The 20,398-nt window shown below is 58.7% G+C and carries 20 protein-coding genes; all 20 read right to left on the bottom strand.

Features of this window, described 5'->3' with window-relative positions:
• Nucleotides 1-69: 69 nt before the first annotated feature.
• Nucleotides 70-1,326 (bottom strand): PLP-dependent transferase, encoded by a 1,257-nt coding sequence (locus H663_RS23800; RefSeq protein ID WP_053176463.1) that lies wholly within the window; start codon nt 1,324-1,326, stop codon nt 70-72.
• Nucleotides 1,327-1,398: 72 nt separating this feature from the next.
• The gene (locus H663_RS23790; protein ID WP_053176466.1) at nt 1,399-1,923 is read right to left on the bottom strand and encodes a phosphoribosyltransferase; all 525 of its coding nucleotides are present in this window, start codon (nt 1,921-1,923) and stop codon (nt 1,399-1,401) included.
• Between the two features lie 57 nt (nt 1,924-1,980).
• Nucleotides 1,981-3,309: an adenylosuccinate synthase gene (locus H663_RS23785; RefSeq protein WP_053176468.1), complete on the bottom strand. Its 1,329-nt coding sequence runs from the start codon at nt 3,307-3,309 to the stop codon at nt 1,981-1,983.
• A gap of 17 nt (nt 3,310-3,326) precedes the next feature.
• A complete protein-coding gene (locus H663_RS23780; protein ID WP_053176470.1) occupies nt 3,327-4,487 on the bottom strand; it encodes an ATP phosphoribosyltransferase regulatory subunit in 1,161 nt (386 codons plus the stop codon).
• Nucleotides 4,488-4,553: 66 nt separating this feature from the next.
• A complete protein-coding gene (locus H663_RS23775) occupies nt 4,554-4,739 on the bottom strand; it encodes a DUF2065 domain-containing protein (RefSeq protein WP_053176472.1) in 186 nt (61 codons plus the stop codon).
• Between the two features lie 3 nt (nt 4,740-4,742).
• Entirely contained in the window at nt 4,743-5,642 is a 900-nt protein-coding gene (gene hflC / locus H663_RS23770; protein WP_053176477.1) for a protease modulator HflC, read from the bottom strand.
• Between the two features lie 11 nt (nt 5,643-5,653).
• Nucleotides 5,654-7,030: an FtsH protease activity modulator HflK gene (gene hflK, locus H663_RS23765; RefSeq protein WP_053176479.1), complete on the bottom strand. Its 1,377-nt coding sequence runs from the start codon at nt 7,028-7,030 to the stop codon at nt 5,654-5,656.
• Nucleotides 7,031-7,086: 56 nt separating this feature from the next.
• Complete coding sequence (hflX, locus tag H663_RS23760; RefSeq protein ID WP_053176484.1) at nt 7,087-8,274, bottom strand: GTPase HflX; 1,188 nt, start codon at nt 8,272-8,274, stop codon at nt 7,087-7,089.
• A gap of 54 nt (nt 8,275-8,328) precedes the next feature.
• Nucleotides 8,329-8,574 carry an RNA chaperone Hfq gene (gene hfq, locus H663_RS23755; RefSeq protein WP_053176486.1) on the bottom strand — a complete coding sequence of 82 codons (246 nt, stop codon included), beginning with the start codon at nt 8,572-8,574 and terminating at the stop codon, nt 8,329-8,331.
• 87 nt (nt 8,575-8,661) lie between these two features.
• Nucleotides 8,662-10,002 carry a ribosome biogenesis GTPase Der gene (der, locus tag H663_RS23750; RefSeq protein WP_053176488.1) on the bottom strand — a complete coding sequence of 447 codons (1,341 nt, stop codon included), beginning with the start codon at nt 10,000-10,002 and terminating at the stop codon, nt 8,662-8,664.
• Nucleotides 10,003-10,021: 19 nt separating this feature from the next.
• A complete protein-coding gene (gene bamB / locus H663_RS23745) occupies nt 10,022-11,149 on the bottom strand; it encodes an outer membrane protein assembly factor BamB (RefSeq protein WP_053176490.1) in 1,128 nt (375 codons plus the stop codon).
• Nucleotides 11,146-11,817 (bottom strand): YfgM family protein, encoded by a 672-nt coding sequence (locus H663_RS23740; RefSeq protein ID WP_053176492.1) that lies wholly within the window; start codon nt 11,815-11,817, stop codon nt 11,146-11,148. The genes bamB and H663_RS23740 overlap by 4 nt, the downstream gene beginning before the upstream one ends.
• 24 nt (nt 11,818-11,841) lie before the next feature.
• Nucleotides 11,842-13,179 (bottom strand): histidine--tRNA ligase, encoded by a 1,338-nt coding sequence (gene hisS, locus H663_RS23735; RefSeq protein ID WP_053176494.1) that lies wholly within the window; start codon nt 13,177-13,179, stop codon nt 11,842-11,844.
• Complete coding sequence (gene ispG / locus H663_RS23730) at nt 13,176-14,474, bottom strand: flavodoxin-dependent (E)-4-hydroxy-3-methylbut-2-enyl-diphosphate synthase (protein WP_053176496.1); 1,299 nt, start codon at nt 14,472-14,474, stop codon at nt 13,176-13,178. The genes hisS and ispG overlap by 4 nt, the downstream gene beginning before the upstream one ends.
• Nucleotides 14,471-15,409, bottom strand: a complete 939-nt coding sequence (locus H663_RS23725; RefSeq protein WP_053176498.1) for a helix-turn-helix domain-containing protein — start codon at nt 15,407-15,409, stop codon at nt 14,471-14,473. The genes ispG and H663_RS23725 overlap by 4 nt, the downstream gene beginning before the upstream one ends.
• Complete coding sequence (gene rlmN / locus H663_RS23720; protein ID WP_053176500.1) at nt 15,409-16,554, bottom strand: dual-specificity RNA methyltransferase RlmN; 1,146 nt, start codon at nt 16,552-16,554, stop codon at nt 15,409-15,411. The genes H663_RS23725 and rlmN overlap by 1 nt, the downstream gene beginning before the upstream one ends.
• Before the next feature lie 32 nt (nt 16,555-16,586).
• Nucleotides 16,587-17,012 (bottom strand): nucleoside-diphosphate kinase, encoded by a 426-nt coding sequence (gene ndk / locus H663_RS23715; protein WP_053176502.1) that lies wholly within the window; start codon nt 17,010-17,012, stop codon nt 16,587-16,589.
• 124 nt (nt 17,013-17,136) lie between these two features.
• Nucleotides 17,137-18,342 carry a pseudouridine synthase gene (locus tag H663_RS23710; protein WP_053176504.1) on the bottom strand — a complete coding sequence of 402 codons (1,206 nt, stop codon included), beginning with the start codon at nt 18,340-18,342 and terminating at the stop codon, nt 17,137-17,139.
• Nucleotides 18,339-19,205, bottom strand: a complete 867-nt coding sequence (scpB, locus tag H663_RS23705) for an SMC-Scp complex subunit ScpB (protein WP_083451344.1) — start codon at nt 19,203-19,205, stop codon at nt 18,339-18,341. Before scpB ends, H663_RS23710 begins: the two co-directional genes overlap by 4 nt.
• A gap of 142 nt (nt 19,206-19,347) precedes the next feature.
• A complete protein-coding gene (locus H663_RS23700) occupies nt 19,348-20,382 on the bottom strand; it encodes an RluA family pseudouridine synthase (RefSeq protein WP_053176506.1) in 1,035 nt (344 codons plus the stop codon).
• Nucleotides 20,383-20,398 lie beyond the last annotated feature (16 nt).

Here is a 20,398-nt window from a genome sequence, read left to right as displayed (position 1 = left end):
GGTAGACTTTGAACAGCCAGTAAACCAGTATGGCCTGACCCAAAAGTGTCCTTCAAGTGTCTGAAGGAATCAGGCCATGGGCAAATGCGCCTGCAAGGCTTGATGCAAGTCAAGCATCAGGTCCTGCGCCGATTCCAGGCCCGTCGAAAAACGCACCAAGGTGCCCTGCTTCAAATGGCCTGGCCAGGCTTGGCGCATGGAGGCAATGTCGTAGGGCACCACCAGGCTCACAGGGCCTCCCCAGCTGTAGCCGATCTTGAAGAGCTTGAGGCCATCACAGAAGGCATCCACCTGGGCTTGGCTGAAACGCGCATCGATCATGACGCTGAATAAGCCCGCCGCCAGGCCTGCGCCGGGCGCATGATCACACAAGGCCTGCCAATGTGCATGACCGGGCGCACCTTCAAAAGCAGGGTGTAGCAACTGTGCGCATTGCGGCTGCTTTTGCCACCAGGCGGCCAAGGTGCGGGCGGTCTGATCATGTGCGGCATAACGCAGCGCAATGCTGGGCAAGGAGCGCAGCACAGTTTCGGCGTCGTTGGCCGCCACGCCCAAGCCCAGGCGCATGTGGCAAAGTTTGATTTGGAGATGCAAGGCCGCGTCGCGTGTGATGACACTGCCCATCAGCACATCGCCACCGCCGCTCGGGTATTTGGTGAGCGCATGAGCGCTGAAGTCTACCGCCAAGCTGCCCTCCCCGCCAGCGCCATCGCCCAGCAAATCAAAAGGCTTGAAGGCCAGGCCAGCGCCCCAGGTGTTGTCCAGGGCGCACAAGACACCGCGCTCGCGGCAGCGGCGCACCATCTCGGGCAAATCGGGAAATTCCATGCTGACCGAGCCGGGCGCTTCTAGCCACACCAGGCGGGTACGGGGCGTGATCTGCCGGGACAGATCTTGCGGGTCCATCGGGTCGTAAAAGCGGTGCGTGATGCCGAAGTGGCGCAACTCACCGTCAGCCAGCGCTTTGTTGGGGCCGTAGGCGTTGTCCGGAATCAGGACTTCGTCGCCGGTTTTCAGGACCGCTAAAGCCACCAGGGCCAAAGCAGCCAGCCCACTGGGCACCAGCACACATTGCAAGCCCCCCTCCAGCGTGCACAAACGTTCCTCAAGCAAATAAGTGGTGGGCGTGCCGTGCAGGCCGTAGGTGTAGGCCGATTTGTCTTTCCACTCGCGCTGGCGCATGTGGGCCACGGTGGGAAAGTAAACCGTCGAGGCTTTGAACACGCCCGGCTGTGGCGCTTCGAACCCGGCAGGTGGTGTGTAGGGGTGGTGAATCAGACCGGTGACGCTGGTCTCGGAGGGCAGATTTTGGAGGTCTTTTTGCATCCGGACATCCTAATGCAAACAGCCTCCCTAAGGAGGCTGTTGGAGGTCAACTCAGGAAAAGTTAGACGCCACTCAAACGCGCCACTTTTCCATCAACTTTTCGGGGCGCATGCTGTCATACGGCTCGAAAGGCTGGTGAATCCAGGGGTTGGTGGGCAAGTCCTCAATCGAGTAATCGGGCTTGAAGGTGGACACGCCCTTGGTCCAGATGACGGCGGTGCGCAGCTCGGTGATCGGCTTGTAATTGTTTTTCAGCTGGTCAACCACAGCACGCAGGGTGTGACCCGTGTCGGCCAGGTCGTCCACCAACAGCACTTTGCCGGCGATCTCGCCTTTGGGTGTGGTGATGAAGCGGGCGATGTCCAAGTGGCCCTGCACCGTGCCAGAGTCGGCGCGGTAGGAGCTGGTGGACATGATGGCCAGCGGTTTGTCGAACACGCGCGAGAGAATGTCGCCGGGGCGCATGCCGCCACGGGCCAGACACAGAATGGTGTCGAATTCCCAGCCGGACTGGTGAATTTTGATCGCGAGTTTTTCGATCAGGTTGTGGTACTCGTCGTAGCTCACGTACAGATGCTTGCCGTCTTCGGTCAACATGGGGTCACTCCAAAAAATAAGGGTTTCAAATCTAGCTCGGTTTGCCTGACCCAAGACTCAGGCGGCAAAGGGGTTGTGCAGCAAGATCGTGTGGTCACGGTCGGGGCTGGTGGAGACCACATGCACAGGCACGCCGGTCACTCGGGCAATGCGGTCCAGGTAATAACGGGCCGTGGCCGGCAGCTTGTCCATCTCGGTCACGCCCACGGTGGTTTCCGTCCAGCCGGGAATCACTTCATAAATCGGCTTGCAGCGGGCGATTTCGTCTGCGCCCATGGGCAGGATGTCAATCGTTTCGCCGTCCAGCTCGTAGCCGGTGCACAACCACAATTCTTTCAAGCCATCGAGCACGTCGAGCTTGGTGATACACAAACCACTCAAACCATTGACCTGAGCACTGCGCTTGAGCAAAGCGGCGTCGAACCAGCCACAGCGGCGTGAACGGCCGGTGGTGACGCCTTTTTCAGCGCCGACGGTGGACATGTGGTAGCCGGGTGTGCCGGGGGTTTCCCAATCGAGTTCGGTGGGGAATGGACCACCGCCCACGCGGGTGCAATAGGCTTTTGTGATGCCCAAGATGTAGTGCAGCATGCCCGGCCCCACGCCAGAGCCTGCAGCGGCATTGCCCGCCACGCAGTTGCTCGACGTCACAAAGGGGTAAGTGCCGTGGTCCACGTCGAGCAAGGTGCCTTGCGCGCCTTCGAACAGCAAATTCGCACCCGCAGCATGGGCGTCGTTCAACTCGCGCGAGACATCGGCCACCATGGGCAGCAACTCTTTGGCATACGCCATGGCTTCGTTGTAAGTGGTGTCAAAGTCCACAGGCGCGGCACCCAGGATGTTGACCAGAATTTCGTTGTGCAAAGCCAGGTTTTCGCGCAGCTTGGTGGCAAAACGCTCGGGGTATTTGAGGTCTTGCACGCGCAGGGCACGTCGCGCCACTTTGTCTTCATAAGCGGGGCCGATGCCGCGGCCGGTGGTGCCGATTTTGGCGGTACCGGCTTTTTCCTTGGCGGCTTCACGGCCCACATCCAAAGCAACGTGGTAGGGCAAGATCAGCGGGCAAGCTTCGCTCACGCGCAAGCGCGAGCGCACCTCGACACCGGCTTTTTCAAGGCCTGCAATTTCTTCGAGCAGCTTGGGCACGGACAGGACCACACCGTTGCCGATGTAGCACTTGACGCCAGCGCGCATGATGCCGCTGGGGATCAGGTGCAAAGCGGTTTTCACGCCGTTGATCACCAAGGTGTGGCCTGCGTTATGGCCCCCCTGGAAACGCACCACGCCCTGGGCGCTTTCGGTCAACCAGTCGACCAGTTTGCCTTTGCCCTCGTCGCCCCATTGGGTGCCAACGACGACCACGTTACGGCCTTGCAACTTGTTCATGCTTGAAATGTTCTTTCTCAAAGAGCCTGTACCAACCACTGCCCAGCCGCTTCGATCAACTCGCGGTCGCAATGGAATTCGTCGATTTCACTTTCGTGCCCGGGCAAGACACACACCACGGTTTCGCCCCGGCTGCGCAATGAAGCAATCGCCGCGCGCAAGCTGGCGGTATGGCCCCACGGTGCACGGATGGCAGCTCGCAAAGCCAGTGGCTTGACGGCCGACACCAATTCTTTCAAATCGAGGCTGAAACCCACAGCGGGGCGATCGCGGTCGATGCGGTGACCAAACACAGCGCCCACTCCGTCGTAGCGTCCACCCCGCGCCAAAGCGTCAGATGCGCCTTGTGCGTAAATCGCAAAGCGCATGCCGCTGTAATAAGCGTAACCACGCGAGTCACCCAGATCAAAACTGATGGCTGCGCCCGGGATTTGTTCAGCCAGGGCACGCAGTTGGCTCAAGGCTTCGGTGATGGCGGGCGTCGCGGGCAAACATTGTGCCGCCTGCTCGAGCACGCTGGCATCGCCGTACAAATTGACCAAGGCCAGCAAACCGTCGCGGTTGGCCTGTGCAAAGTCAGCGGTCAAACGGACAATGGCACTGGCGTCTTTGATCGCGAGAGCGGCATGGATGTCGTGACGCAGCGCGTCGGACATGGGTTCGGCCTGCAGCAAGCTGTTCACGATTCGGGCATCGGCCAAATCAACCTGCAAATTGCCCACGCGGGCGGCGCGTAGGCTGTCGAGCGCCAATTGCAAAATTTCCAGATCCGCTTCAGGCCCGGCATGGCCGTAAATTTCGGCCCCCAATTGCAGAGGTTCGCGGGTGGCGTGCGGGCGTGCCGGCCGAGTATGCAGAACTGGGCCGCAGTAGCACAGGCGGGTCAGGCCAGCACGGCCGAGCAAGTGGGCGTCAATGCGGGCCACTTGGGGCGTGGTGTCTGCACGCAAACCCAGGGTACGACCCGACAACTGATCCACCAACTTGAAAGTTTGCAAATCGAGCGCTTCGCCCGTGCCGGTGAGCAGGGATTCCAGATACTCCAGCAACGGCGGCATGACCAACTCGTAGCCATAGCTACGGGCGGTATCCAGCAGTTCGCGGCGGAGTTCTTCGATGTGGCGAGCCTCGGAGGGCAAGACATCGGCAATGTGATCCGGTAGGACCCAAGCAGACATGGGAATAAGGGGGGACTGTTAAAAACGAGATTTTACCGGGTTGCAGGCACGTTTCCCGGAATCTGTTCAGGAAACCAACCAGAACAACAACATGCCCATGATGACCATGACCATGCCAAAAAACCGGATCTGCCCATCTTCAAGCTTGAGCAACTGCTCAAACAGACTGCGCCAACGAAGCGGCGAGACCATGGGCATCAAGCCCTCCAGGATGAGCATCAGGCCCAATGCCATCAGGAGGGTATCGAGCAAAACTTACTTTCGAGCAGCTGCGTTGCCTGCTGCGCCACGCATGCCTTTGAAGAATTCGGAACTGCTCGGATCGAGCACCATCACGTCACTCTTGCTGTTGAAGCTGGATTTATAGGCTTCAAGGCTGCGGTAAAACTGCGCAAATTGGGGGTCACGGCCAAACGATTCCGCATACAAGCGAGCCGCTTGCGCATCGCCCTGCCCTTTGATTTTTTGGGCATCACGGTAAGCATTGGCAATGGTCACTTCACGCTGGCGATCAGCATCGGCGCGGATTTTTTCGCCTTCGGCACCACCAGTTGAGCGCAATTCGTTGGCCACCCGCTTGCGTTCGGCTTCCATGCGGCGATAGACCGACTCGGTGATGGTGTCCACATAGTCGGCTCGTGTGATGCGCACATCCACCACATCAACGCCCCAAGGCTTGGCACCTTTGACAACCAGCAGCACAGCGGCCTTGACATCGTCCATCAACTCTTCACGTTTGAGTGACAGCAATTCCTTGACGGTGCGCTTGTTGATTTCTTCCTGGAAGGCGTTGCGCACCACTCGGTTGAGCTGGTTGGTGCCGGACTTTTCGTCCAAGCCCACGTTGCGGATGTAAGCCTGTGGGTCGGTGATGCGCCAACGCACATACCAGTCGATCACGACACGCTGCTTTTCAGCTGTAAGCATGGGCTCGTTGTCGGGGCTGTCCAGCGTGAGCAGGCGTTTGTCGATGTAGTTGACGTTTTGCAGCGGGGGCGGCAGTTTGAAGTGCAAACCGGGCTCGGTGATCACTTCCTTGATCTGCCCCAAGGCATAAACCACGCCAAACTGGCGCTGATCAACCACAAACACGGTAGAGCTGAACAGCACGAAGGCCACCAGCAAAGTCGAAATCCACAATCCTATGCGATTCATTTTGTTTTTCCTTATCGTGGATCGCGGTCACGCGAACGCTGCAGGTCACGCGAACGCGTGTCCACAGCCCCAGTGCTGGCACCACTGGTCGTGGCAGGTACAGCAGCTGCGCTGTCCACTGCGGGCGGTGCCACACTGCTGACTTGTTGCATGATTTTGTCGAGTGGCAAATACAAGAGGTTCGAGCCTTGCTTGCTGTCCACCAGCACCTTGGTCACATTGCTGTAAATCTGTTGCATGGTGTCGGTGTACAGGCGGTCGCGCATGACTTGTGGCGACCTTTGGTACTCAGGCAAGATGGTTCTGAAGCGCTCGGCATCACCTTCGGCTTGCGCCACTATGCGCTCACGGTAAGCATCGGCTTCTTCCTTCAGGCGAGACGCAGCACCCACGGCACGTGGCACCACATCGTTGGCATAGGCTTGGGCTTCGTTCTTGGCGCGTTCGCGTTCCTGACCGGCTTTGAGCACATCGTCAAACGCGGCCTGAACCTGCTCGGGTGGACGCACACCACCTTGCTGCAAGTTGATGCCAACCACCTCGATACCCACTTTGTAGCGGTCCAAAATGGTTTGCATTTTTTCGCGGACACGGGGCGCGATCTGGTCGCGCTCTTCGGCCAGGGCAGAGTCCATCTTCATCTTGCCCACCACTTCGCGTACAGCTGTCTCAGCGGATTGAACGACCGCCTCAGTGGGGTTGCGGCTTTCAAACAAATAGGCGCGGGCATCGTTCAAACGGTATTGCACCGCAAACTTGATCTCCACAATGTTCTCGTCTTCAGTCAACATGGCCGATTCACGCAGGCCTGTGGCTTTGATGATGTTGTCGCGGCCAATGTCCACCGAACGGATTTGGGTCACAAACACCAACTCGTGACGCTGCACGGGGTAAGGCATGCGCCAATTGAAACCCGCCCCCACGGTGGAGTGGTACTTGCCGAACTGGGTGATCACGGCTTGCTGACCCTCTTGCACGATGAAGAATCCCGTGGCGAGCCAAACCAACACAGCAGCCGCCAGGATCACACCCAAGCCGAGGTTTTTAAAGAAAACAGGCATGCCTGGACCGCCAGAACCGCCAGGGCCTTGGGGCTTTTGGGGACCACCCTTACCGCCAAACAACTGACCCAGCTTGCGGTTGAAATCACGCCAGAGTTCATCCAGATCGGGTGGGCCGTTTTGCTGTTGCTGTGAACCACGACCGGGTGGTTGCTGCCAAGCATCTGGCTTGGGGCCAGTGGGTGGCACATCGCCAGAGGGTTTGTTGCCCGAATCAGAGGTGGATTTGTCGTCATCCCGACCCCAACGTGGGTCGTTCAGATTGAACATGCCTCGGATCTTGGCGGGGAGCAAAGACCAACGCAGCGCTGGCAGATGAAAATTCATGGTGAAGTGTCTTTGTCGAAATGACGAACTCGCATTGTGCCGAATTCAGTGGGACTTCAATGCAGATCACCCGGATATTCCCGGGTCAAGTCACGGGGATCTGCGGCTTCAGAAACAGTGGGGGGCAAGGCGGTTTTGACAATGTCGGACAAGGCAGAACGCAGCAAATCCAAGCCCTTGCCTGATTGGGCACTCAAAAACACACGAGGCACGGGCTGACCGTCCATCTCGTATTGGTCTTGCAGTTGCACAGGGTAACGTTCTGCGTCCAGTGCATCGAGTTTGTTGAAGACCAAAAGCTGGGGCACGTCCTCGGCCCCGATTTCGGTCAACACCTTCTGTACCTCGGCCATTTGCTCGGGCCAATCCGGGTTGGCGGCATCCACCACATGCAGCAGCAAATCGGCATCAGTGGCCTCTTGCAAGGTGGCCTGAAAAGCCTCCACCAGGCCGTGGGGTAAGTCGCGGATGAAGCCCACGGTGTCAGACAAAGACACCGACCGGCCTGCTTCGCCCAAATACAGTTGGCGGGTGGTGGTGTCCAGTGTGGCAAAAAGTTGGTCGGCCGCGTAGGCGCGCGCCTTGACCAAGGCATTGAACAAGGTGGATTTGCCTGCGTTGGTGTAACCCACCAATGAAATGTTGAAGGTATCGCGGCGATCGCGTTGACGCCGCTGTGTGTTGCGCTGGCGCTTGACTTTGACCAAGCGTTCTTTGATGCGCTTGATCGAATCGTTGATCATGCGGCGGTCCAATTCGATTTGTGTTTCGCCCGGACCACCTCGCATGCCAATACCGCCGCTTTGCCGCTCCAAGTGCGACCAACGCCGCACCAAACGTGTGCTGAGGTATTGTTGACGCGCCAACTCGACTTGCAACTTGCCTTCGTGACTTCGCGCACGCTGGCCAAAAATTTCAAGAATCAGCAGCGTGCGGTCATTCACGGGCAAGCCGATGTGACGCTCCAGATTGCGCTGCTGCGCCGGGCTCAGGGCTTGGTCAAACAAAACCTCGACAGCGCCATGCATCAGGGCCAACTCCTTGATTTCATCGGCTTTACCACTGCCCACAAACAGCGCTGGATCGGGCGCTTTGCGTTTGCAGGTCAAACGAGCAACAGGTTTCAAGCCACCGGATTCGGCCAGCAGGCCCAACTCTTGCAAGTCGGCATCGAAATGTGCTCGCCCAAAGTCAACGCCGACCAATAAGGTCGGCGCTGGGGCGTTGAAAGAGGTTTCAGACACTGTCAGCGACCTCTGGCAGTACCTTGGGGCACCACCATTTGTTTGGAGGCTGCATCAAGCGGTTATTTCGCCCAACTCTGGGGTGCTGAAGGTGACAGAACGCCCGGGCACGATGGTTGAAATGGCGTGCTTGTAGACCATTTGCGTGAGGGTGTTGCGCAACAAAACCACATACTGATCGAAGGATTCAATCTGACCTTGCAGCTTGATGCCGTTGACCAGATAAATCGACACTGGCACGTGTTCGCGGCGCAGAGCGTTCAGGAAGGGGTCTTGCAAAAGTTGACCTTTATTGTTCACGATATTCTCCGTGTTCAAAAGTTGTGAAGTACAGACCTTAACACAGGGCTGCGGGTGAACTGGCTGAAAAAAACAAATCCGCAAAAATCAGGAGGAATCCTTGTCAGCATACGGATTGGTGGAGGTTTTCATCTCGATCCTGAGTGGTGTGCCCGACAGATCAAAGGCTTTGCGGAAACGCGCTTCCAGAAAACGCTTGTAGGAATCGGTCACATGCTCCAGCGAATTGCCGTGGACCACGATCACAGGCGGGTTCATGCCGCCCTGATGCGCATAGCGCAACTTGGGGCGGAACATGCCGCCGCGCTGAGGACTTTGGAACTGCACGGCCTCCAGCAACAAACGCGTCAAAATCGGTGTGCTCATTTTGCACATGGCCGCCTTGTGGGCTTGAACAATGGAGCCCCAAACCGGTCCCAGGCCCTGGCGTTTTTTGGCCGAGATGAAGTGCATGTTGGCAAAGCTCAAAAACGGAAGCCGCGTCTCGATCGAGCGCTGCACCAACTGGCGCTGGTACTCGTCAACAGCATCCCATTTGTTCACGGCCAAGACCATGGCACGACCGCTTTCCAGCGCGTAACCGGCGATGTGCGCGTCCTGGTCTGTCACGCCCTGCTCCGCGTCGAGTAGCAACAGCACCACATTGGCCGACTCGATGGCTTGTAAGGTTTTGACCACCGAGAACTTCTCGATGGCCTCAAATACTTTGCCCTTGCGGCGCAAACCCGCGGTGTCGATCAGCTCGAACTTTTGGCCTTGCTTTTCAAACGGGACTGAAATCGCATCACGCGTCGTGCCTGGCATGTCAAAAGCCACCAGGCGCTCTTCACCCAACCAGGTGTTGATCAAGGTGGACTTGCCCACGTTGGGGCGCCCTGCCACGGCGAGTTTGATGACCGCAGGGTCCTCTTCGGTTTCTTCCGGTTCATCCGGAAGGTTGAGCAACTCAAATGCCAGCTCCACCAAGCCGCGCGTGCCTTGTCCATGCGCGGCCGAAATGGCAATCACCTCACCCAAACCCAATTCATAGAACTCGGTCAGCTGGATGCCTTCGAGCATGCCCTCGGCTTTGTTGGCGACCAGCAAAGTGGGTTTGCCAATCTTGCGCAGGTATTTGGCGATGTCGTGGTCTTGCGCAGACAAACCGCCACGCGCATCGACCACAAAAATCACTACATCAGCTTCGGCCACCGCTTGCTGGGTTTGCTTGGCCATTTCCTTGTAAATGCCGGTGCTGGCATCGGGCTCGAAACCGCCCGTATCAATCACGATGAACTCTTGACGACCTTGTTTGCCATTGCCGTAATGGCGGTCACGGGTCAAGCCCGCAAAGTCAGCCACGATGGCATCACGACTTTTGGTGAGTCGGTTGAACAGCGTGGATTTGCCCACATTGGGGCGGCCCACCAGGGCCAAAACAGGTTTCACTTAAAAATTTTCCGATCCATCATTCAGGGCGAAATCCGAAGACGCCCCCGGTGCGTGTCACCACCACCAAAATTTGCCCTGCCAACACCGGTCGGCCCATGATGGCACTGCCATCTGTGCTCAAACGTTGTAAAGCCTGACCGTCCTGTTTGGACAAAAAGTGCAGCTGGCCATCAGCATCACCCAACACCAAAGAACGTTCCATGACCAATGGCGCTGTCAAACCGCGAAAACGCAAGGCATCTTGGGTCCAGGCGTTTTGACCACTCGAGCGCTGCCAAGCCACAACTTTGCTGTCAGACTCCGCTCCAAAAATGAGTTTGTCATCCCCGTCAACGCCTTGGTGACCTTGAGCCGAGCGACTCCATTGGATCGTGCCCCGATGGCCATCGAGACAGGCCACAGCAGACTGAAAGGCCCGGGCGCACACGGTGTTGCCCAGACGGCTCACACCCGCCACCAGGTCCACCAGACGCTCAACTTCATTGGTACCACGAGAAGCGCCGAGCAAGGTCTCCCAACGCACCGCGCCTGTGGTCGGGTTCAATGAAGCCAGACGGCCACCCCAACCGGCCAGCAAGGTATCGCCAAAAGGCATCAGCAAACCCGCCTGCTGCAGCACCAGAGGGTCGCCTGCGCGTTGCTGAGTCCAGAGCTTTTGACCCGTGGCACCATCGAGTGCAGTGACTGCGCGATCGGCCGTCAGGACAAACACACGTTGCCCGGCCACCACCGGTGGCGTGTACGACAAGGCGGACAAGGCATAGCGCCACATCACCTTGCCCGACTCCATGGCCACGACTTCATTTTTACCGGTGATCACCGCAAATCGCTGACCATCCCCGCCTACACCCGCTTGAATAGGGACATTCAAATTCAGACGCCAGATGTCCTTGCCCGTGCCTGCATCCAGCACTGCCACTTGCCCGGCAGAGGATGCCACCGCCACTTGGCTGCCATTGACCGAAGCGATCAGGGGTGTGGTCACCGGACCAATGCTGGTGCTCCAGAGTTTTGCAACTGCCAACTGACCTGTGACGGCCGGCAAAGCGGCGGGTTTGGGTTTTTCCGGCGCACTGGAACAGGCAGACAGCAACACCACCACAAAGCCCAGCAAGGGCCAACACAAAGACTTCCGTTTGTTCACTTTTTGCTCTCCGTGGCCGTCGCAGATTCAGGGTCTACACCCAAAGCATTGAGCTTGGCTTGAACCAAGCGACGGTAATCGGGGGTGTCCGCCAATGCGGTCCAGGCCTTTTGATAAGCGGCAATGGCGTCAGCGCCCTGGCCTTTGGCCTGCAGCACATCACCACGCATGTCAGCGGCCAGCCCGGCCATGGCGGGGGTGAAATCCTGATTCAGGGACTTCAAGGCCTCGTCATAGGCTTTGGCATCGAGTTGCAGACCCGCCAGACGCAAACGGGCGATGTCGCGGTAAGCCGGATCGGGCGCACCTGCAGCAACCCAGTTGAGCGCATCGCGTGCCGCTTCGGTTTTGCCTTGCGCCTGCAAACTTTTGGCCGCCAGCAAACCGGCTTGCTGGGCAAATTGCGTGGCCGCAAATTTGTCTTTCATGTCGGCAAAACTGCGCTCCACACGAGAGGCATCACCAGACGCCACGGCGCGCTCGAATTCGTCGTACAGGGCTGAGGCCTTGACCGCCTGGCTGCGCTGCCAATATTGGTAACCGTTCCAGGCAGCGTAGCCACCCAGCACCACAATCAGCACCCATGAAATCAGGTTGCCCCAGTTTTTCCAGAAATGTTTGATCTGGTCAAGTTGTTCTTGTTCGTCAAGGTCTAGTGCTTTGGCCATGTTGTATTTACTGCTGATTGCGCTTTAAAGCGCAGATTGTAGGCTGTGGGCCCAGTCGGCCACCGTGCTCAAGGACTCGGTGCGCTGGGCACCTTCTCCGTCGCGCAGCGATTTGATCGCTACCTGACCTTGAGCCAATTCGTCAGCCCCAAAAACCAGGGCAAAACGTGCCCCGGAACCGTCGGCTTTCTTGAATTGAGATTTCATGCTGCCCATGCCGTCGCCACTGCCCGCATGCATCTGGGCCGACACACCGCAGGCGCGCAAGGTCTGCAACACCTGCATGGCTACGGGCAAGGCCGTGGTTTCGGGAATGATGGCGTACACATCCGGAGCCAGATCGGGCAAAGCCTCGCCTTGCTCCTTGATGAGTTCAAGCACGCGCTCAACGCCCAGGGCCCAGCCCACAGCGGGTGCGGGCTTGCCGCCGATCTGCTCAATCAGATAGTCATACCGGCCACCACCGCAGATGGTGCCTTGCGAGCCCAAACTGGTGGTGATGAATTCGAACACCGTGAGGTTGTAGTAATCCATGCCGCGCACCAAGCGCGGGTTGATGCTGTAGGCCACGCCGTTGGCATCCAGAATGGCCTTGACCGCATTGAAGTGGGCCAAGGACGCCTCACCCAAAAAGTCGAGCAAGCGCGGGGCCGCCTCCACCACGCTTTGCATGGCCGGATTTTTGGTGTCCAGAATGCGCAGCGGGTTGCTGTGCAGGCGGCGCTTGGCTTCTTCATCCAGCACGTCACTGTGCTTTTCGAGGTGTGCGATCAGTGCCGCGCGGTGGGCCTGGCGCTCGGCCGGCTGGCCCAGGCTGTTGAGTTCCAGGCGAACATCCTTGAGACCCAGCACTTTCCACAAATCGTTGGCCAGCAAGATGAGTTCGGCATCCACCTCCGGCCCGCCAAAACCCAGCACCTCGGCGCCAATCTGGTGGAACTGGCGGTAACGACCGCGCTGTGGGCGTTCGTGGCGGAACATGGGGCCCATGTAATACAGGCGCTTGCCACCTTCATACAGCAGGTTGTGCTCGACCACCGAGCGCACCAAACCGGCCGTGCCTTCGGGGCGCAAGGTCAGTTGCTCACCGTTCAGGCGGTCTTCAAAGGAGTACATCTCCTTTTCGACAATGTCGGTCACTTCGCCCAGACCGCGTACAAACAGCGCGGTGGGCTCGACGATGGGCAGGCGCACATTGCGGTAGGCATAGCCCGCCATCAAACTGCGCACTTGGCCCTCCAGCCACTCCCAACGCGCCGAGTCGGGCGGCAAGATGTCGTTCATGCCCTTGACGCCGACCAGCTTTTGGGCCTTAGCCAGTTTTTCGACTTTGGGGGTGTTTTCTTTCACCGGTTCGCTCATTTTTTCTCGGCAGATCCTGAACCAAAACGGTTCTCAATGTAGTTTTCGACCAGTACCTGAAACTCCTGCGCGATGCCTTCGCCGCGCAAAGTCAGGCGCTTTTCGCCGTCGATGAAGACCGGCGCAGCAGGCGCTTCACCAGTGCCAGGCAGACTGATGCCGATGTCAGCGTGTTTGCTCTCGCCGGGGCCGTTCACGATACAGCCCATCACGGCTACCTTGAGCTTTTCCACCCCGGGGTAGCGCACGCGCCACACGGGCATTTGGGCGCGCAAGAAGTCGTCAATCTGTTTGGCCAACTCTTGGAAGGTGCTACTGGTGGTGCGACCGCAACCCGGGCAAGCGGTCACGCTGGGCACAAAAATGCGCAACCCCAGAGACTGCAAAATCTCGGACGCGATCACCACCTCTTGCGTGCGGGCCTCCCCCGGCTGGGGAGTGAGCGACACACGTATCGTGTCGCCAATGCCTTCTTGCAACAAGACCGACAAGGCAGCCGCGGAAGCCACCGTGCCTTTGGTGCCCATGCCCGCTTCGGTCAAGCCCAGGTGCAAGGCGTAGTCGGTCCGGCGGCCGAGTTCGCGATAGACCGAGATCAAGTCCTGCACGCCCGAAACCTTGCACGAGAGCGCAATTTGCGCACCCTCGAGGCCCATGGCCTCGGCACGCTGGGCCGAGGAGATGGCCGAAGAAATCAGCGCCTCATACATGACCTGACGAGCTTCCCAAGGTTCGGCGCGTTGACTGTTGGTGTCCATCAGCTCGGCCAGCAATTCTTGGTCGAGGCTGCCCCAATTCACGCCGATGCGGATGGCTTTGTTGTAACGCATGGCCGCTTCGATCATCTGGCCGAACTGGACATCGCGCTTGTCGCCCTTGCCCACGTTGCCGGGGTTGATGCGATATTTGGACAGCGCTTCGGCACACGCCGGGTAATCGGTCAACAGACGGTGGCCGTTGTAATGAAAATCACCGATCAGGGGCACGTCGATGCCCATCTTGTCGAGTTGGTCACGGATGTGCGGTACCGCCTCAGCGGCTTCAGGGGTGTTGACGGTGATGCGCACCATCTCGGAGCCGGCAATCGCCAGTTCCTTGACCTGAATGGCGGTGCCAATCACATCCACAGTGTCGGTGTTGGTCATGGACTGCACACGCACCGGTGCACCTCCACCGACGGTGACAACGCGCGAACCCCAGACCACACGGGACTGACGACTCACGCGATGAGCAGGCAGTGCGATCGAAATAGGCTTGGAATCAGGAGCAGAACTGGGCAAGGCAGGAGAGTTCATTCTTTCACCTCAAAACGCGCCACGGTGACTTTGGTGTGGGGCTTGAGATCAAAGGCTTGCCCCCGGTACTTGACCGTGACCACATTCGCTCGCCCAACCGTGACATTCATGGGCAAGCTGTTTTGCACGCTCTTGGATTCGCCCGCTTGCAAGACACCGCTCCAGACGAGCTGATTTTGTCCGCCACGCACTTCAATCCAGGTTGTATCGGAAGCAGCGAACAACAACTCGGGTTTGCTTGCAGCAACCGATGGCGAGGGTGCCGGGCTTTGAACAGGCACTACAGACACAGGCTGAGGCGCAGCAACTGCTGCCACCTGGGAAGGGACAACCACAGCTTCAGAGGCTTGAGGCAAGGCATCGGGTGGTGGAAAAACGATCACAGGTGGCGCAGACTCTGGTTCACTCACCATGGTGGTCGACTCCGGTGAAGAGGACTGGAACCAGGCATTCACCTGCTCAAACCAGGCCCATTGCGAAGGGGCTGGCAGCCAAATGAGTGCGAAGGTCAATGCCAGCATGGTAGCGGCCACCCACAAAGCCTGAGGGGTCAAGACCCGCGCCGAGGCCGGACGCGAGACGGTCAGTTCTGCATGGGCAATGCTCGACTTCACCACCAAGTGACTGGCACTCACGTGGCTTGCCGCCTTGGGCAGCAAAGCCAGAATGGGTGCAGGGTCTGCATGCAAATGGCGGCAAACGCTGGCGGCCAAGGCGCGCACAAAAACAGGACCCTTGGCAGGATCGTGCTCGTCGTCTTCCAGGGCCTGTAGTTGTCGCACAGACACTTTCAAGGTCAATGACAGTGCGGACAAATCGACTCCCGCACGGATTCTGGCTGCACGCAGCAACTGGCCTGCAGTGGCAGCCTCAGGGGTATCAGGTCGGGAAGGCTGCGGCATGCCTTCTTCGCCAAGCATGGGGATTTCTGACATCACTGATCTCTTGGGTAATCAAGGGAAGAAACAGGGACCAGGGCAATGGTGCGCTGCTGCGCAATCCGGGTTTGAACCTGGGTACGATCTTTGACATCTCCGGCCAATTGTCCGCAAGCGGCATCAATGTCATCGCCTCGGGTTTTGCGAATGGTGGTCACCAGTCCTGCATCTTGCAATTTTTTAGCAAATGCCTGCACACGCGCATGGGGCGAGCGCAACAAGCCCGAAGCTGGAAAGGGATTAAACGGGATCAGATTGAACTTGCAGCGCAGCCCTTGGCGAGCGTGCTTTTGCACCAGATCAATCAATTGTTCAGCATGCTCGGGTTGGTCGTTCACGCCGTCCAGCATGCAATATTCAAAAGTGATGAAGTCTCGCGGCGCATGGGCCAGATAAGCTATGCATGTTTGCATCAGCTCGTCCAGCGGGTATTTGCGGTTAAGGGGCACGAGGTTGTCACGCAATGCGTCATTGGGGGCGTGCAGCGACACCGCCAAGGCCACCGGGCAATCGGCCGACAGGCGCTCCATCATCGGCACCACGCCAGAGGTTGAAACCGTGACACGGCGGCGCGACAAGCCGTAACCGTGGTCATCGAGCATGGTGCGCAAGGCAGGCACCAAAGCCGAGTAGTTTTGCAAGGGCTCGCCCATGCCCATCATCACAACGTTGGAAATGACCCGCTCGTCTGTCTTGAGGTGTTGGCGCAGAAAATGTTCGGCAAACCACAGCTGAGCCAGAATTTCGCCGGTCGTCAAATTGCGACTGAAGCCTTGATGCCCTGTGGAGCAGAACCGACAACCCACGGCACATCCGGCTTGTGAGGACACGCACAGGGTGCCCCGGTCATCTTCAGGAATGAACACCGACTCGATGGCGTTGCCATCCCCCACATCAAACAGCCACTTGATGGTGCCGTCAGAGGAAATGTGTTGACTGATCACGGGCAGCGCAGAGATGTGCGCGTGAGATTGGAGCTTTTGGCGCAAGGACTTGGCCAGATCGCTCATTTGATTGAAATCAGAAGCGCCCCGCTGGTGAATCCAGCGGAACAGCTGGGTGGCCCGAAAGCGCTTTTCGCCCAATCCGTCACAAAAAACGGCCAGACCTTCCAGGTCAAATTCGAGAAGGTTGGCCGTCATACAGATGAGGTCGCGCTGGAGCCGCGACGCGATCAGCGTGCGTAAACGTTCATGCCGGGGAAGAAGAAGGCAACTTCAGCGGCGGCGGTTTCAGGAGCGTCAGAGCCGTGCACGGCGTTGGCATCGATGCTGTCAGCGAAGTCAGCGCGGATGGTGCCTGCGTCGGCTTTCTTGGGGTCGGTCGCGCCCATCAGGTCGCGGTTTTTGGCAATGGCGTTCTCGCCTTGCAGGGCTTGAATCATCACGGGGCCGGAGATCATGAAATCCACCAGGTCCTTGAAGAAAGGACGTGCGCTGTGCACAGCGTAGAACTGCTCGGCTTCGCCGCGCGACAGGTGAGCCATCTTGGCGGCGACCACCTTCAGACCAGCAGCTTCAAAACGGGCGTAAATCTGACCGATCACGTTTTTGGCAACTGCGTCGGGTTTGATGATAGAGAGTGTGCGTTCGATGGCCATGTGATTTCCTGTAACGAAGTGTTTTTAAAGCATTTTTGCCATGGGGCAAAGCCTGTGATTCTAACCTGAGCAGCCCCCACCCAAAGGCGAGAAAGGCCGCATGGCCCCACGGGATACGCTGAATTTAACGGCTGCGACTCCCACCGCGACCACCCCGGCTCGTGCCGCCCGGATTTTTCTTCAATCGGTTAAAGCTTTCTGCGCCAATATAGCCCGTCGATGTCTTGGCGGATTCGGGTTGCCCTTCCCCCGCTGCGCCAGGCACCCTGTTGGGTTTGGGGGCAGGTTTGGCACGCGGCACAGCCGTACCCGCGCGCCCTTGCCCACCCGTGCGGGGGCGACGGTCATTGCGATTGGTCCGCGCAGCTGGCTCGGTCACCGGGCGCGGACGAGCCGTTGTGCCCGCTGCACGCATCAAGGCGCGAATGTCCGCCTCATCCAGTTCCAGCCAAGCACCACGTCGCAAGCCATGCGGCAAGACCATGGCCCCATAGCGAATGCGGATCAGGCGGCTCACTGCATGCCCGACCGACTCCATCATGCGGCGCACCTCGCGGTTGCGACCTTCCGAAATCGTCACGCGGTACCAGCAGTTGGAGCCTTCGCCACCGCCGTCTTCGATGGAGCCAAATTGCGCCGGACCGTCGTCGAGCATGACGCCGTCGAGCAATTTTTGTTTTTCGTCCTTGCTCAGCGCACCCAGCACCCGAACGGCGTATTCGCGCTCCAGACCAAAGCGGGGGTGCATCAGCTGATTGGCCAGCTCGCCCGAGCTGGTGAACAACAGCAAACCTTCGGTGTTCAGGTCCAGACGACCGACAGACTGCCATTTGCCATTCATCAACCGCGGCAATTTGCGAAAAACCGAAGGACGGTTTTGCGGATCATCATGGCTGACGATTTCGCCAGCGGGCTTGTGGTAGGCGATCACGCGTGCGGGTGGCGGATCAATGCGGATGCGGATCGGCTTGCCATTGACCTTGATCTGGTCACCGTATTGCACGCGTTGTCCGACGTGCGCCGGTTCATTGTTGACAGCCACACGTCCTTCGGCAATGAGCTTTTCCATCTCCAGGCGCGAGCCCATGCCCGCCTGTGCCAGCACCTTGTGCAGTTTGGGTGAATCGACCTCGGGGGCCAGAACGCGCTTGCCCAAATCGGCCTCGGCAACCGGCAAGGCCTCCTCGTCTTCATCAAACTGTCCAGAAACCACATCGGACAATTCAATGGGCTTGTAAGCAGCCTGGGCAGGCGTCGGTTTGACCTTGCGGGGGCGGGATTCGTCCGCACCAGATGCGGCTGAAGGGGTGTCGTGTGTTTTGGGCGTCATGGGTGATCGGATTCTTCGCCGTGGGAGGGGCTCTGAGGTGTAGAGGATTGAGCAAGGCCAGAATCGGCAGCACCCAAAGATGAAAAAGAAGAAGTGGAAGAAGCCAGCCCATGCGCCGCATCGTGCACGTCGGGAACTCCAGCCTGCGGGTTGTCAGCGACCATCGTCTCGGGCAATGCCTCTCGCTCAGGTTCTGCAGCTTGCGCAGATCCTGGCGCGTTGTGCACGTCACCGGCCTCAGGCTCATCAAAAGGCAAGGAACCAGACACTTGCCCAATGGCCTCTTCGAGCGACAAGGCGGGTTGTACAGGCAAGTCCTCGACCAGACTGGAGAGTGCTGAGGCTTGGCCATCGGCCTGCGTGAGCATGGGCAACTGGTCCAGCGATGTCAGCCCCAGATCATCCAGAAACTGACGCGTCGTGGCATAAAGCCCCGGGCGTCCTACCGTTTCGCGGTGGCCAATGACTTCCACCCAGCCTCTGTCTTCCAACTGTTTGAGGATGGGCGAACTGATGGTGACCCCACGAATGTCTTCCATATCCCCGCGGGTGACCGGTTGTCGGTACGCGATGATGGCCAGCGTTTCCAGCACGGCTCGGGTGTATTTGGGGGGTTTTTCCGGATGCAATCGGTCCAGGAACTGCCGCATCTCGGGGCGGCTCTGAAAGCGCCAACCGCTGGCCACACAGGCCAGTTCCAGGCCGCGTTGGGCCCATTCCAATTGAATGTCTTGCAGCATTTGCCGCAGAGTGTCGGCCCCGAGTGCATCGTCAAATAAGGTGCGCAGCTCGCGCAATGACAAAGGCTGGCCCGCTGTGAGCAGCGCTGTTTCAAGGACACGCTTGGCTTGCGCCGTATTCATGGTGTCAATCTTTCGGGAAAAAGACGCCTCACGGCGTCAAAGGTGCAGAGGTAGTGGCTGATTCGGTTTAAAAACCAACCCGTTCTGGAGAGCTAAAACCCCTATGGCCAAGCCCTGGATGTGCCCAAACCGGATGATCGGCTCAAGCTCCCTGGAAGCGCGCATTGTAACTGAGGCCTCCCAAGCCCAATGCTTGCACCATGTCAGCAGGCAAATCGGAGCGCAGTTCAATGGCAGCCCCCGTGATCGGATGGGTGAATGCCAAACGCCAAGCATGTAAAGCTTGGCGCTGCATGCCCAGTGCAGGCGCGCCGCCATACACAGCATCGGCCAGCAATGCATGCCCCACATGCGCCATGTGAACCCGAATTTGATGTGTGCGGCCTGTGTGCAAGGTGCATTGCACCAGACAAAACCGTCCATTTTGCTCCAGCACTTCCACTGTGGTAGCCGCTGTTTTGCCCGACTGCCGCGTCAAATCAACCACGGCCATGCGCAACCGATTGCCAGGGTCACGCCCGATGGCGGCCTCAATGGTCAGTGGCGACGCTGAGGTCCAGGCTTTGTGCGCAAGTGCCAGGTATTGGCGATGGACCTCGCGGGCGGCAATTTGCTGCACCAGCGCGTCCATGGCCTGACGCGTGCGGGCCACCACCATCAAGCCACTGGTGTCTTTGTCCAGCCGATGCACGATGCCTGCACGCGGTACATCGGCGGCTGCAGGATCAAGCGCCAGCAGACCATTGAGCAAGGTGCCTCGCCAATTGCCCGGTGCAGGGTGCACCACCAGACCTGCAGGTTTGTGGATGACGCGCAGATGGGCGTCTTCATAGACCACCTGGATGGGCATGACCTCGGGCACAAAAGCTTGTGACTGCGGCGTGGCACGCAAAGTCACCTGCACGCGATGCCCCAGCCTCACCTTGGTTGAAACCTTGGTGGTCACGCGCCCGTCGACCAAGACTTCACCCTGCTCGATCAGTTGCTGCAAATAACTGCGCGAAAACTCAGGCACCATTTGGGCCAGTGCACGGTCCAGGCGCTGACCGTGAAAATCCATGGGCACCTGGGTGCTTCGAACTTCCAGCTCCGGACTTTCATCCAGACGTTCAGCGTCGTCTGCCAAAGCGGAAATGACCGCTGGACTGAGGGTGGTGGTCGATATAATGGATTCCATTGAACAGTTCAAGGAC

This window comes from Limnohabitans planktonicus II-D5 (assembly GCF_001270065.2).
In the GTDB taxonomy this organism is placed as follows: domain Bacteria; phylum Pseudomonadota; class Gammaproteobacteria; order Burkholderiales; family Burkholderiaceae_C; genus Limnohabitans_A; species Limnohabitans_A planktonicus.
Note: the sequence above shows the minus strand (reverse complement) of the source record. Positions and strands in the feature narration are given on the sequence as shown.